Origin of the sequence: Pseudonocardia sp. C8 (assembly GCF_014267175.1) — a bacterium.
In the GTDB taxonomy this organism is placed as follows: domain Bacteria; phylum Actinomycetota; class Actinomycetes; order Mycobacteriales; family Pseudonocardiaceae; genus Pseudonocardia.
Genome location: NZ_JACMTR010000002.1, coordinates 5,434,966 through 5,447,862, shown reverse-complemented (window position 1 = coordinate 5,447,862; position 12,897 = coordinate 5,434,966). Strand labels below are relative to the sequence as shown.

Annotated in this window: 16 protein-coding genes and 1 pseudogene; 13 read left to right on the top strand and 4 right to left on the bottom strand. The window is 73.1% G+C overall.

Annotated elements, in window-relative coordinates; translation table 11 throughout:
- The first annotated feature begins 223 nt into the window (after positions 1-223).
- The 6 genes from H7X46_RS25910 (at position 224) to H7X46_RS25885 (ending at position 3,869) form a co-directional block, all read left to right on the top strand.
- Positions 224-670: a DUF3592 domain-containing protein gene (locus H7X46_RS25910; protein ID WP_186361835.1), complete on the top strand. Its 447-nt coding sequence runs from the start codon at positions 224-226 to the stop codon at positions 668-670.
- Positions 667-1,101, top strand: a complete 435-nt coding sequence (locus H7X46_RS25905; protein WP_186361834.1) for a DUF3592 domain-containing protein — start codon at positions 667-669, stop codon at positions 1,099-1,101. The genes H7X46_RS25910 and H7X46_RS25905 overlap by 4 nt, the downstream gene beginning before the upstream one ends.
- Before the next feature lie 147 nt (positions 1,102-1,248).
- Complete coding sequence (locus H7X46_RS25900) at positions 1,249-1,713, top strand: hypothetical protein (RefSeq protein WP_186361833.1); 465 nt, start codon at positions 1,249-1,251, stop codon at positions 1,711-1,713.
- A 213-nt stretch (positions 1,714-1,926) separates the two neighbouring features.
- A complete protein-coding gene (locus H7X46_RS25895; protein ID WP_186361832.1) occupies positions 1,927-2,187 on the top strand; it encodes a hypothetical protein in 261 nt (86 codons plus the stop codon).
- Positions 2,188-2,307: 120 nt separating this feature from the next.
- On the top strand, positions 2,308-2,715 hold the full coding sequence (locus tag H7X46_RS25890) for a YciI family protein (RefSeq protein WP_186361831.1): 408 nt from the start codon (positions 2,308-2,310) through the stop codon (positions 2,713-2,715).
- Positions 2,716-2,723: 8 nt separating this feature from the next.
- On the top strand, positions 2,724-3,869 hold the full coding sequence (locus H7X46_RS25885) for an RNA polymerase sigma factor (RefSeq protein ID WP_186362916.1): 1,146 nt from the start codon (positions 2,724-2,726) through the stop codon (positions 3,867-3,869).
- A gap of 135 nt (positions 3,870-4,004) precedes the next feature.
- Here the strand turns inward: H7X46_RS25885 and H7X46_RS25880 are convergent, their stop codons facing one another.
- Both H7X46_RS25880 and H7X46_RS25875 read right to left on the bottom strand, forming a co-directional pair.
- Entirely contained in the window at positions 4,005-5,030 is a 1,026-nt protein-coding gene (locus H7X46_RS25880; protein ID WP_186361830.1) for a 2Fe-2S iron-sulfur cluster-binding protein, read from the bottom strand.
- A gap of 1 nt (position 5,031) precedes the next feature.
- Positions 5,032-6,267, bottom strand: coding sequence for a cytochrome P450 (locus tag H7X46_RS25875; RefSeq protein WP_186361829.1), 1,236 nt, complete (start codon positions 6,265-6,267; stop codon positions 5,032-5,034).
- Positions 6,268-6,405: 138 nt separating this feature from the next.
- Here H7X46_RS25875 and H7X46_RS25870 point away from each other — a divergent pair, with 138 nt between their 5' ends.
- On the top strand, positions 6,406-7,344 hold the full coding sequence (locus tag H7X46_RS25870; RefSeq protein WP_186361828.1) for an AraC family transcriptional regulator: 939 nt from the start codon (positions 6,406-6,408) through the stop codon (positions 7,342-7,344).
- A gap of 7 nt (positions 7,345-7,351) precedes the next feature.
- Here the strand turns inward: H7X46_RS25870 and H7X46_RS25865 are convergent, their stop codons facing one another.
- Positions 7,352-7,804: a MarR family winged helix-turn-helix transcriptional regulator gene (locus tag H7X46_RS25865; protein ID WP_186361827.1), complete on the bottom strand. Its 453-nt coding sequence runs from the start codon at positions 7,802-7,804 to the stop codon at positions 7,352-7,354.
- Between the two features lie 65 nt (positions 7,805-7,869).
- On the opposite strand from H7X46_RS25865, the gene H7X46_RS25860 reads away from it, so the two are divergent.
- From H7X46_RS25860 to H7X46_RS30205, 5 genes and pseudogenes are all read left to right on the top strand, one after another.
- Positions 7,870-8,955 carry a substrate-binding domain-containing protein gene (locus H7X46_RS25860; protein WP_186361826.1) on the top strand — a complete coding sequence of 362 codons (1,086 nt, stop codon included), beginning with the start codon at positions 7,870-7,872 and terminating at the stop codon, positions 8,953-8,955.
- Between the two features lie 243 nt (positions 8,956-9,198).
- Positions 9,199-9,486 (top strand): zinc ribbon domain-containing protein, encoded by a 288-nt coding sequence (locus H7X46_RS25855; RefSeq protein WP_186361825.1) that lies wholly within the window; start codon positions 9,199-9,201, stop codon positions 9,484-9,486.
- Positions 9,487-9,565: 79 nt separating this feature from the next.
- On the top strand, positions 9,566-10,819 hold the full coding sequence (gene fmdA / locus H7X46_RS25850) for a formamidase (RefSeq protein WP_186361824.1): 1,254 nt from the start codon (positions 9,566-9,568) through the stop codon (positions 10,817-10,819).
- A gap of 3 nt (positions 10,820-10,822) precedes the next feature.
- Positions 10,823-11,020: pseudogene (locus H7X46_RS30210) on the top strand (AmiS/UreI family transporter); the annotation flags it as partial.
- A gap of 100 nt (positions 11,021-11,120) precedes the next feature.
- Positions 11,121-11,456, top strand: coding sequence for an AmiS/UreI family transporter (locus tag H7X46_RS30205; protein ID WP_370588971.1), 336 nt, complete (start codon positions 11,121-11,123; stop codon positions 11,454-11,456).
- 77 nt (positions 11,457-11,533) lie between these two features.
- Here H7X46_RS30205 and H7X46_RS25840 read toward each other — a convergent pair whose 3' ends face one another.
- Complete coding sequence (locus tag H7X46_RS25840) at positions 11,534-12,004, bottom strand: STAS domain-containing protein (protein WP_186361823.1); 471 nt, start codon at positions 12,002-12,004, stop codon at positions 11,534-11,536.
- Between the two features lie 120 nt (positions 12,005-12,124).
- Here H7X46_RS25840 and deoC point away from each other — a divergent pair, with 120 nt between their 5' ends.
- Complete coding sequence (gene deoC, locus H7X46_RS25835; RefSeq protein WP_186361822.1) at positions 12,125-12,847, top strand: deoxyribose-phosphate aldolase; 723 nt, start codon at positions 12,125-12,127, stop codon at positions 12,845-12,847.
- Positions 12,848-12,897 lie beyond the last annotated feature (50 nt).

Here is a 12,897-nt window from a genome sequence, read left to right as displayed (position 1 = left end):
CACGGCGCCTGCCCCCAGGACCGCGGCGGCCGCCCGCAGGAACCCGCGGCGCCCCACCGTCTCCGCGCCGCCCGTCATGCTGTCCCCCGTGAGCCCATCGCCCCCATTGTGCGGGTGCGTCGCACCGGATGTCGGTGCGCCGGGTTCGGCCGGTCGGTGCAGCGTCACCGGGCATCGGGGTCACCGCGATGACCGATGCGACGTCGTGGCGGGACGGGTGGTCATGACCGCGATCGGCGGGGTGGCGGGCGCGTTCGCTGCGATGGGCGTGGTCTTCGTCGTGGCCGGTCTGGGGCAGGTCCTCCGTCCCGTGCTGCGGGAACGGCGTGCCCGTCGGTGGACGCCGGTCCGGGCCGACGTCGTCGCCGTCCGGCAGGACAGACGCGTCCGCACCGGGGACCGTGCTCGCTCGATCACCGTGACCGTGGTGACCTACCGGTACCGGCTGCCGCACGGCGGACCGCTGCACGAGGCCGAGGCCGACCTCTCGGACAGTGACATCGCCGTTCCCGGGACGACCGCGACGGTCCACGTCGATCCGGACGATCCCACCCGCTCGCAGTACCGGTGCCGCGGTTCCGCCGGGCACGGCTGCTCGGGCGTGGTGTTCGTCGTCCTCGGTGCGGTCGCCGTCTGCATCGGGGCACTGCTGTGGGGGAGCGCATCATGAACCTGTACGGATCGGCGCAGGTGGCGATCGGTGTCCTGCTGTGCATCGTCGCCGTGGTGGGCGCGGGCAGGATGCTGCGTGAGCTGCGGGACATGCCGGACTGGCCGGCCGTCACGGGGGAGGTCACCGGCCTGTCCCGGGACGAGGACCCGGCGCGTCCGGGGAGGGCACGCCGGGAGCTCACCGTCCACTACCGCTACCGGGACGGGAACGACGACGAGCGCGACGGCCGGGCACCGCTGCGCACCGACCGGAGCGTCGAGGCCGGTCAGGCCGTCCGGGTCCAGGTGAACCCGCGCGACCCCGCGCAGTCGCGGCCGGTGGCCGCACCGCGCGGCGTCGTCATCGGCTTCACGGTCTTCTGCGGCGCCCTCGGCGTCGCCGGCCTGGCCGCCCTGCTGTCCGGGCTGGCCCGGGTGTTCCCGACCTGACACCGCAGGCGCCCGCGCGGCCGCCGGCGACGAGGAGTACGGCGGTAACGCCGTCCACACCGGCGGCGAGGACGGCGTGCCGGACGGTGTGGGGACGCGGCGCCACCGCCGAGATGCCGCCCCGGCACGGAGGGTGGGCATCCGAGCATGGAGACGACCGGCGGCCACGGCATCGCGTCGCGGCACTGGCGATTGCACGGCTTCTGGCTCGCATGGTTCTGGACCTCCTGGGTGATCTCCGTTGTCCTGTTCGCTGGCGGTGTCGTCGTGCTGGCCGTCGGTGGGCCGGGACCCGGAGCGTCGGTCACGTTCGGTGTCGCCGTGGTGCTGGTCGGGCTCGCCGGGGTGATCGGCTGGCAGCTGGCCAGCACCGCCGTCGACGTGACCCTGGACGCGGACGGCACTGTGGTCCTGCGACGTCAGCGGGGTGTGGTGCGGACGCACGTGGTGCGCGTCCGACGCCTGCGACGCTCGGCTCTGCGATCCAGCTTCACCCCGACCGTCATCGAGACGGCCGACGGGTGGGCGTACTTGATCCACCCGAGGCCGGAGCGTGACGACCTGGTCGCCGCGCTCCGGCGGCTCGACCCGGACCTGGTGGTCGAACTCTGAGATGCCGCGCCGGGCTGCTGGACGGGTGCGTGCCGGTGCTGCCCGAGTACCGTTCCCGACCGGGAGGCGCGGTGCGATGCTGCGCATCTCGCTCCTCGGCGAGCAGGTGATCATCGACGAGGAGGCCGGTCGTGTCCGGCCCCGCTCACGCCGTGCTCACTAGGTTCCCCGCAGCCTCGACGCCGAGGGCACGGAGATCACCAGGAGCCGACCGTGACCATCAAGCTGTTCCCGTCGCCCCCACCGATCCAGGGCAACGCCACGGCGATGCCGATGCACGAGCGAACCGGGGTCCGCGCCGCCGCGGCACATGCCCGCAGGATCTACCCGGGCCCGCTCGGGGAACTGGTGTTCCGCGAGCTGCGCGCGTACGCCGACTTCGGCTACCGGATCGCGGACGACGGGCTGATCCCGCGCCTCACCACCGCCGTCCTGGCCACGCGGTCCGATCGGCCCGCCGAGCCGGGCCGCTGACGCGGACCGGTGATCCCGGCGAAAAAATCTCGGGCGGTGATGTCGAGAACCCGCGTCCGGCTCCGTCCCCGGGGTGAGCGCGACGAAGATGGGTCGCGCCGGCACAGAGGGAGAACGACGATGGCCAAGTACCTGCTGCTCAAGCACTACCGTGGCGCCCCTGCGGCGGTCAACGACGTGCCGATGGACCGGTGGACACCCGAGGAGGTCTCGGCCCACATCCAGTACATGAACGACTTCGCGGCGAAGCTCGAGGGGACCGGCGAGTTCGTCGACGGGCAGGCGCTCGCACCCGAGGGCGTCTGGGTCCGGTACGACGGCGAGGGACGCCCGCCGGTCACCGACGGCCCGTTCGCGGAGACCAAGGACCTCATCGCCGGCTGGATGGTGATCGACGTCGACAGCTACGAGCGCGCCGTCGAGCTGGCCGGGCAGCTGTCGGCCGCCCCCGGGGCGGGCGGGGAGCCGATCCACGAGTGGCTCGAGGTGCGCCCGTTCCTGACCGAGCCGCCCACCATCACGGAGTGACCTCCGAGATGGACGAGGCCCTGCTCAGGAGCCTCATCCCGGGTGTGCTCGCCGTCCTCGTCCGCCGCGGAGCCGACTTCGCGGCGGCCGAGGACGCCGTGCAGGACGCGCTGGTCGAGGCGATCCGGGCCTGGCCCGGCGACCCGCCGCGGGACCCGAAGGGCTGGCTGGTCACCGTGGCCTGGCGCCGGTTCCTCGACGCCACCCGCTCGGAGGCGACCCGCCGCCGCCGGGAGGACCTGGTGGACGCCGAGCCGGAGCCGGGGTCGGCGCCCGCGGTGGACGACACGCTCCAGCTCTACTTCCTGTGCGCCCACCCGTCGCTGACGCCGTCGTCCGCGGTCGCGCTCACGCTGCGCGCCGTGGGCGGGCTGACCACCCGCCAGATCGCCCAGGCCTACCTGGTGCCCGAGGCGACCATGGCGCAACGGATCAGCCGGGCCAAGCGCACCGTCGCGGGCGTGCGGTTCGACCAGCCCGGCGACGTCGCGACCGTGCTGCGCGTGCTCTACCTCGTCTTCAACGAGGGCTACTCCGGCGACGTCGACCTCGCCGCCGAGGCAATCCGGCTCACCCGCCGGCTCGCCGCGGCGATCGACCACCCGGAGGTGGCGGGGCTGCTCGCCCTCATGCTGCTGCACCACGCCCGGCGGGCGGCCCGGACCGCGCCCGACGGCAGCCTGGTTCCGCTCGCCGAGCAGGACCGCGGCCGGTGGGACACCGCGGCGATCGCCGAGGGCATCGCGATCCTGCAGGCGGCACTGGCCCGGGACCAGCTGGGCGAGTTCCAGGCGCAGGCCGCCGTCGCGGCGCTGCACGCCGACGCGCCGACCGCGGAGGAGACCGATTGGGTGCAGATCGTCGAGTGGTACGACGAGCTGGTGCGCCTGACCGCCAGCCCGGTCGTCCGGCTCAACCGCGCGGTGGCCGTCGGCGAGGCGGACGGGGCGCGCGCCGGCCTGGCCGCGCTCGCCGAGCTGGACGACTCGCTGCCCCGGTACACCGCGGTGGCCGCGTACCTCCACGAGCGCGACGGTGACCCGGCGACGGCGGCGCGGCTCTACGCCGAGGCCGCCCGGAAGGCGTCCAACGCCGCCGAGCGCGACCACCTGACCCGCCAGGCCGCCCGGCTCAACGCCCGGCGAGGGCCGTGACGGCCCGGCCCGCTGGATTGCGCGAGCGATTTCCGTCGACCGGCGGAAAAGGGCGGAACGGGCCGCCCGGAATGTCGCGGCCGTCGATCCGGACCGATTCCCGAACAATCGAGTCGAATCCCGTCCGGGCCGGGCTCATCCGGTGGCGTCGGCGGGTGTGAACTTCTCGCGGTGGATCAGGCGCGGCGCCATCCGCCGGCGCTTGAACGCCTTCACGCCCGCCTCCACCATCGCCGGTGGGCCGCACAGCCAGCCCGACCACCCGCGGGCGCTCGCCACGTCGTCGACGAACAGGTCGGTCGGGAACCCGGCGCGGTAGGCCGTCCCCGCAGGCGGCGCCTCGTGGGACAGCGCCGGGACGAACGAGAACCCCGGATGCGCGTCGGCGATCTCGGCGATCAGGTCGAGGTCGTAGAGGTCCGCCGCCCCGCGGACCCCGTGGTAGAGCAGCACCTGCCGGTCCCGGTCGCGGGCCAGCGCCGTGCGCACCAGCCCGAGCAGGGGCGCGAGCCCGGTCCCGCCCCCGATCAGCACCATCGGTGCGCCGGTGTCCTCCTCCTCGCCGGGCAGGACGAAGTCGCCGAGCGGCCCGGTGACCGCGACCCGGTCACCGGCGGCGAGACCGTCGAAGATCCAGCCTTCGGTGGCGGCCCCGCCCGGGACCGACCGCACGTGCAGCTCCAGGACCTTGTCCTCGTCCGCGGTGTTGGCCAGCGAGTACTGCCGCCGCAGGTCGGTGCCGGGCACGGTGAGCTCGACGTACTGGCCCGCGTCGAAGGCGAGCGGCTCGGGCAGGCCGAGCCGCAGCCGCCGGGTGTCGCGGGCGATGTCGGCGATCTCCAGGACGGTCGCCGTCAGGTCGCGCAGCGGGTGGGTGGTCCGCCCGGCGGCGCCGCCGGTGGGCTCGACGACGGCGTCCGAGCGGAGCCGGGCCTGGCAGGCCAGCGCCAGCCCGCCGGCGCGCTCCTGCGCGGTGAGGGTGTCCGCGGGGGAGTCCCGGTGGTCGACCTCACCGCTGACCACCCGCAGCTTGCAGGTCCCGCACGTGCCCTGGTTGCAGGAGTTCGGCATCCACACGCCGGCCCGGAGGAACGCGTCGAGGACCGCCTGGTCGTCCCCGCACGGCACCCGCCGGTCGCCGACGGTCGCGGTGAAGCCCATGTCAGACCTCCCAGGTGACGTGCAGGCTCGTCGGCCCGCGGAAGCCCCAGCCCCAGAACTCGACGCCCGAGGACGTGTCGCGGCGCAGGTTCGGGATGGACTCGAACAGCTCCTCGAGGGCGATCCGCATGACGTGGTTGGCGTAGTAGATGCCCGCGCACGCGTGGTCGCCCGCGCCGAACGCCAGGTGCGGCAGCGGCGGGCGGTGCAGGTCGTAGCGGGTCGGCGCCTCGTACACGCCGGTGTCGTGGTTGGCGGAGCCGTAGGAGAGGATCACCGGTGTCCCCGCCGGCAGGTCGACACCGGCCACCGTGACCGGCTTCGTCGAGATGCGTGCGGTGGCCGACCAGATCGGCGAGGTCCAGCGCATGCCCTCGGAGATCGCCCGCGGGATGAGGGCCGGGTCGTCGACGACCGCCTCGAGCTGCTCGGGCTCGCTGAACAGCCCGACCAGCGTCGATCCCATCCCGTGGCCGGGCTCCTGCATGGCGCCGAGCAGGTAGACGTAGATCGTCGGGTAGATGTACTCGCGGTCGCGGGTCTTCCCGGGCGGCATGCCGTCGTGCAGCCAGTGCGAGATCGCGCTGTCGTCCGGCTCGACGATCCACCTGTCGATCAGCGGGTCGACCGCGGCCTGGATCTCGGCCTTGGCCTCGTCGCCCTCGACGAAGCCCTCGGGGTTGGCGAACTCGCCGTCCTCGGTCATGGCTGCGTTGGTGAACGAGCGGCTGAGCTTGGCGAACCACTCGCGGAGCTTGTCTGACTCGACGCTCTGCAGACCCAGGAGGTCACCGAGCGACCGCACGCTCACCGGCTCGCAGTACTGCGACACGAGCTCCGCGTGCCCGTCGTCCTCGAACCGTTCGAGGTAGCGGCGGGCGATGGGCCGGACGAGGTCGTCGACGTAGCGGTCCACCTCCACCGGCTGCAGGGCCGGCTCGACCATGCCCCGCAGGTCGGCGTGGATGTCCCCGTTGACGCCGATGATCGCCGGGTGGCCGAACGTCCGTCCGCCGGCCGGGGTGATGACGGCCTCGAAGTCCGGGCTGGTCGCGATCTCACGGCAGATCTCCGCGGTGGACGCGACGTACGAGCCGAGTACGGGAACGTACGCGAGCGGGGCCTCGGCCCGCAGCCGCTCGTAGGCCCGGTACGGGTTGCGCTCCAGCTCGGTCATGGTGATGTCGGCCAGCCAGGCGAGATCGGGCGCGGTCGTGGTGTCGCGGGTCGTCGTCATCGACGGTCCTCCTCGTCGCGGGTGTCCGGGAGGCGAAAGGTAGATCGCCGGAATCGGCGCCGACGACACGATGTGCGCGGCGGCGGTACGGATCGCGCGGGAGATTTCCGCCACCGTCAATTCGGGTAGAATCGCGCCATGCCCGCACGGCGCAGTGCGACCGCCCGCGACTGGGAACAGGTTTCGAAGGCCGTGGCGAATGCGTACTTCCCGCACGAGCTGACCGTTCCCGGCGGCCGGCGCGAGCCCCGGCTGACGCTGCGGACGCTCGACCTGGGCCCGGTCCTGATCGGCTACGTGGGGTGGGGCGCCGACGTCCAGGTGGAGTGCGACTACCCGGGTGCCTACGAGGTCAACATGCCGCTGACCGGCCATCTCGTCAGCCGTGGGCGGCACGGCGTCGTCACCTCGGTGTCCGGCCAGGCGACCGTGTTCCGGGCGGACACCCCGACCTTGATCAGCCACTGGGACGCCACCTGCACCGTGCTCGGCGTCAAGTTCGACCGGGCCTGGCTGGACCGGGAGGCGGAGCGGGTGCTCGGCCCCGGACCCGTCCGGACGTCGGTCGTGCTCCCCGAGCAGCTCGAGCTGGGTTCCGGTGCCCTGCGGGACTGGCGCACGCTCGTCGGGGGCCTGGCCGCGCACCTGCGCGAGCCGCGGTTGTTCGCCGACCAGCCGGTGGTGCGCGAGCAGCTGGCGGGGGCGGTCGCGACCGGTTTCCTGCTGGCCGGCTGCCCGGACGCGGGGCGGGGGCCGGTGGCGCGTCCGCGGTCGATCTCACGGGTGGTGGACGCGGTGCGCGACGACCCGGCGCGGGCCTGGCGGGCCGCGGACATGGCCGCGGTCGCCGGGACCAGCGTCCGGCGGTTGCAGGAGGGCTTCCGCGAGTGGATGGGGTGCTCGCCGACCGAGTACCTCGTCGACGTGCGCCTGCAGCACGCCCGCGCCGAGCTCGACGCCGGCCGGGGCGCTTCGGTCAGCGAGGTCGCCGCGCGGTGGGGGTTCTCGAGCGCGAGCCGGTTCGCCGCGGCCTACCGCCGGCGGTACGGGTGCGCCCCGTCCCAGTCGCGCCGCTGACCCGCCGTCAGCCCGCAGGCGGCGCCGTGGCGGGATCGACCCGGAGCCCCACGGTGAGCCGGCGCAGCAGGTCGTCGAGGGCGGCCGCGTCCGGGCCGAGCACCTCGTCGAACCGCTCCCGGACCGCGGCGACGGCGGCGTCCCACCGGGCCAGCTCCTCCCGGCCCCGCGCCGAGGCGAAGATCAGTACCCGGCGGCGGTCGAGCTCGTCGGGCCGCCGCAGCACCAGGTTCGCCGACACCATCCGGTCGACGAGCTTGGTGCACTTCGGCGGGAGCAGCAGCGCGTACTCGGCGACGACGTTCATCGGGCACCCGCCCTGGGCGACGAGCAACGACAGGATCCGCCACTGGTCGATGTCGGCGCCGGCGGCGCGGAGGGCCTCGTCGAGCCGTTGGGTGGCCGTGCGTTCGGCCATCGAGAGCAGCCGCAGTGTCTCAGCGGGACCCGGTGGTGACATCGACGACGACTATCCCTCCGAACGAACCAGTGCTCTCGCAGGTGGATCAGCACTAGCGTAGCCGGATGGCGCCATCGCGTCTCTCGTTGCCACCCGCGCGCAGGCGCGATGCGATCACCATGGCCCTCGTCATCCCGCTCCAGGGACCGGCGGGGATCTTCGGGCCGTCCTGCGAGAGCTGCGGCACGCTGGCCATGGAGGAGATCAACGACGAGGGCGGTGTGCTGGGCCGCGAGCTGCGGCTGCTCCCGGTGGACGGCGGCGCGTCGCCCGACGAGGTCGCCCGCGAGGTGGCGGCCCTGGTCCGGGCCGGCAGTGTCGACGCCGTCTCCGGCTGGCACATCTCCGCGGTCCGGGAGGCCGTCGCGCCGGCGATCGACGGCCGTGTCCCGTATGCCTACACCGCGCTGTACGAGGGCGGCGAGCACCGGCCCGGCGTGTTCCTCACCGGGGAGACCCCGGACCTGCAGCTGGGCCCCACGCTGGACTGGTTCGCCGAGACCGTCGGCGTGCGCCGCTGGACGATCGTGGGGGACGACTACGTCTGGCCGCGCCGCTCGGCCGCCACCGCGCGCCGCTACCTGCGCCGGATCGGCGGCACCGTCTGCGACGAGATGTACGTGCCGCTGGGCACCAGCCGGTTCGACGGCGTCCTGCGCCGGGTCGAGCGCAGCGGCTGCGAGGCCGTGCTGATGCTGCTGATCGGCGACGACGCCGTCGAGTTCAACCGCGCGTTCGCGGCCGCCGGCATGGACCGCGACATCCTGCGGTTCAGCTCGCTGATCGACGAGAACGTCCTGCTCGCCTCGGGGGCCGACAACACCCGCGGCCTCATGACGTCGGCCGGCTACTTCGAGGACCTCGCCACCACCGCGGGGCTGGACTTCGCCGCGGCGTACTCCCGCCGGTTCGGCCCGGAGGCGCCGGTGCTCAACAGCCTGGGCGAGTCCTGCTACGAGGGCGTGCGCCTGTTGACGGCCCTGATGCGCCGGGCCGGGTCGCCGGAGGTGGGCCCGATGACCGCGGTGTCCGACGGCCTGTCCTACGACAGCCCCCGCGGGACCGTCGAGGTCCGTGACCGGCACCTGCGCCAGCGGGTCTTCCTCGCCGCGGCGGACGGGCTGACCTGGGACGTCATCCAGGAGCTCTGAGGCCCGGCGGTCGAGGGCCGAAGCAACGGCACTGAGGCCCGGCGGTCGAGGGCCGAAGCATGGGCTCTGAGGCCCGGCGGTCGAGGGCCGAAGCATGGCACTGAGGCCCGGCGGTCGAGGGCCGAAGCAACGGCACTGAGGCCCGGCGGTCGAGGGTCGAAGCAACGGCACGAATCGTTGACACGCATGCGCGGGCCACAGTAGATTTCCTGAGAAACTATTTCCGGTGCGGGATGGGCGGACATGGCGACCTACACGTATCGTTGCGCGACCGACGGCTCCGTCGACGTGCAGCGGCCGATCGGCACCGCCCCGGCGTCGGTCCCGTGCCCGCGCTGCGGCACGGCGTCACCCCGCGTGATCACCGCACCCATGCTCGGTCTCGGTGACCGCGGCCGGATGGCCGTGATCGACCGGGCCGAGCGGTCGCGGACCGAGCCGGAGGTCGTCACCTCCCTGCCGGGGACCGGCCGGCCGGCCCGCCCGGCGCCCGCGCTCGAGCCCCGCACCCGCGGACTGCCGCGCCCCTAGCGTCTTCACCCTCCGTCGCGCTCCGCACCGTCCCGCCGGGCCGGTGCGGGTCACCCACCTCACGAGAGGTCGTGTCGTCATGCCCGAGGTCGTGTTCCCCCTCGACTCCCGCAAGAAGTTCACCGACCAGCCGATCGTCGGTCACAACCGCTGGCACCCGGACATCCCTGCCCAGGTGCGGGTCCGGCCGGGCGACGTGTTCCGGGTCGACTGCCGCGAGTGGTTCGACGGCGCCATCCGCAACGACGACTCCGCCGACGACATCCTCAACGCCCCGCTCGCGAGCGTGCACGCACTCTCCGGGCCGATCCACGTCGAGGGTGTCGAGCCGGGTGACCTGCTGATCGTCGACATCCTCGACGTCGGCCCGATCCCGCAGGAGGACTCCGGGCCGCTGGCCGGTCAGGGCTGGGGCTACACCGGTGTGTTCGCCACCCGCAACGGCGGCGGCTTCCTGACCGAGCAGTTCCCGGACGCGTACAAGGTCGTCTGGGACTTCCGCGGCGGCGTGGCCACCTCCCGGCACGTCCCGCACGTGTCGTTCACCGGCATCGTCCACCCCGGACTGATGGGGACCGCGCCGTCACAGGAGCTGCTGCGCACCTGGAACGCCCGCGAGCAGGCACTGATCGACACCGATCCGCACCGGGTACCGGCGCTCGCGCTGCCGCCGAACCCGGACTCGGCGATCCTCGGCAGCCTCACCGGTGCCGAGTTCGACAGGGTCGCCGGGGAGGGTGCGCGCACCGCGCCGCCCCGGGAGAACGGCGGCAACCAGGACATCAAGAACCTCACCCGGGGCAGCCGCGTGTTCTACCCGGTGTTCGTCGACGGCGCGAAGCTGTCGGTCGGTGACCTGCACTTCTCGCAGGGCGACGGCGAGATCACCTTCTGCGGGGCGATCGAGATGGGCGGGTTCATCGACCTGCACGTCGACGTCATCAAGGGAGGCATGGACAAGTACGGCGTGTCCGAGAACGCGATCTTCATGCCGGGCCGGACGGACCCGCAGTACAGCGAGTGGCTGGCGTTCTCCGGGACGTCGGTGACCCTCGACGGCGAGCAGCGCTACCTCGACTCGCACCTGTCGTACCAGCGGGCCTGCCTGCACGCGATCGACTACCTGCAGCAGTTCGGCTACTCGGACATCCAGGCCTACATGATCCTCGGTGCCGCGCCGATCGAGGGCAGGTTGTCGGGCGTCGTCGACATCCCGAACTCCTGCTCGACGGTCTACCTCCCCACCGAGATCTTCGACTTCGAGGTGCGGCCCGGCAAGGACGGCCCGGCCCGGATCGACCCGGGGCAGGGCGTCCCGGTGGCCAGGGCCTGACCGATGGACGCCGTCGGCCTGCTGTTCGTCGGTGCGGTGCTGTTCATCAACGGGGCGATGCTGCTGGGCTGGGTGGACACGCGGTCCGCCGCACCGATGAACTTCTTCGTCGGCGGCCTGCAGATCGTCACACCGACGTACCTGATCTTCACGGCGAACGGGGACGCGGACACGATCGTCGCCGCGTCCGGCCTCTACCTGTTCGCGTTCACGTACCTCTACGTCGCGCTGAACATCACGCTCGACCTGGACGGCACCGGGGCTCGGCTACTTCTGCCTGTTCGTCTTCGTCTCGGCGCTGGTGTTCTCCTGGCTGAACTTCACCCGGTTCGCCGATCCGGGGTTCGGCGTCATCTGGCTGTACTGGGCGTTCCTGTGGCTGCTGTTCTTCCTGCTGCTCGGCCTCAAGCGGGAACGGCTCGGCCGCTACACCGGGGCGGTCTGTGCGATCCAGGGCTGGGTGACGGGCTGGCTCCCGGCGTTGCTGCTGCTCACCGGGTCCTACACCGCTCTGGCCGGCACGGTGGCCGTGGTCCTCGCGGTGGCCGGGGTGGTGGCGTTCGCGGGCATGTACCCGGTGCTCACCCGGCGCCGCGACGGGGTCGCGCCTGCCCCGGAGTCGCAGGCGGCGACCTGACGGCGCTCTACCGCCGGTGATCGACCGTTGTGGAGTGTGGCGTTCGCGAGGCGGGCGCTGCACTCCATAACGGTCGATCATGGCTGGGGTCGACCGCTGTTCCGGGGCCGGCCGTCCAGCCGGACGTCGGGGTCGGGGACCCCGAACAGCCCGCCGCGCGTTGGCCCGCCGGGCACGCGGTCGACGACCTCGAACAGCTCCATCGCGCCGGTCACCTGCAGGGCCCGCCGGGCCGGCCTGCTGCCGCCGCACAGGATGCGGAGCTGGGTGCCCTCGGCGGCGAGCAGGTCCCGGGCCTCGACGAGCGACGTCAGCCCGGCGGTGCCGAGGAAGTCGACACCGGACAGGTCCAGGACCACATCGGAACCCTCCTCTGCGCAGAGGCCGAGCTCGGTGCACAGGTCGGGCGCGGTCTCGTCGTCGACGGAGCCGATCGCGCGCAGCACCACCGTGCCCGAGGGGTGTCGCGAGCGCTCGAACCGCAGGACGGGCCCGGTACGCGCCACGCGGACCGGATCCGGCCGGCGCTGCCGGTGGTCGTCCGTCATCGGCCGTCCCTTCCCGGTACCGGTGCCTCCGGTACACCGGCCCAGCATCGCAGCGGAACGGGGCGTGCGCGACGCGTAGCCTTCGGCCCACGTCAGCAGCACCGCCGGAGGAGGACCGCCGTGAGCGCCTCGACCCTCACCGCCGCCGAGATCGCCGGGATGATCGACCACGCGATCCTGAAACCCGAGCTGACCAGGGACGACGTCGACGCACAGCTCGACCTCGCTGCTCGATACCGGATCTTCAGCGTGTGCGTGCGGCCGAGCGACGTCGCGCACGCGGCCGTTCGGCTGGCCGGTACCGGCGTCGCGGTCGGGACCGTGATCGGCTTCCCGCACGGCACGACCAGCACCGCGGCCAAGGTCGCGGAGTCCCGGCAGGCGATCGCCGACGGTGCGGCCGAGCTCGACATGGTCCTCAACGTGGGACGGCTGCGCAGCGGCCTGCTCGACGACGTCGAGGCCGACATCCGGGCCGTCGTCGAGGCCGCAGGCGGCCGGGTCGTGAAGGTCATCCTGGAGACGGCGCTGCTGTCCGACGACGAGATCGTCGCCGGTTGCACGGCGGCCGAGCGGGCGGGAGCGGCGTTCGTGAAGACCTCCACCGGGTTCGCCGGGGGTGGAGCGACCCCCGGGCACGTCGCGCTCATGCGGCGGACGGTCGGGCCGTCCGTGCAGGTGAAAGCCTCAGGCGGGGTGCGGGACCTGGACACCGTGCTGGCGTTCCACGCGGCGGGGGTGACCCGGTTCGGCACCAGCGGCACCGCGACGATCCTCGACGACGCCGCGGCCCGCGAGGCCGGCGGCACCGGTGCGGCCCGGGTGGACGACACGTCCTACTGACCGGTACGCCGGTGGTCCGATCTGAGAAGCTTGCGCCGCGACGTTCGGAG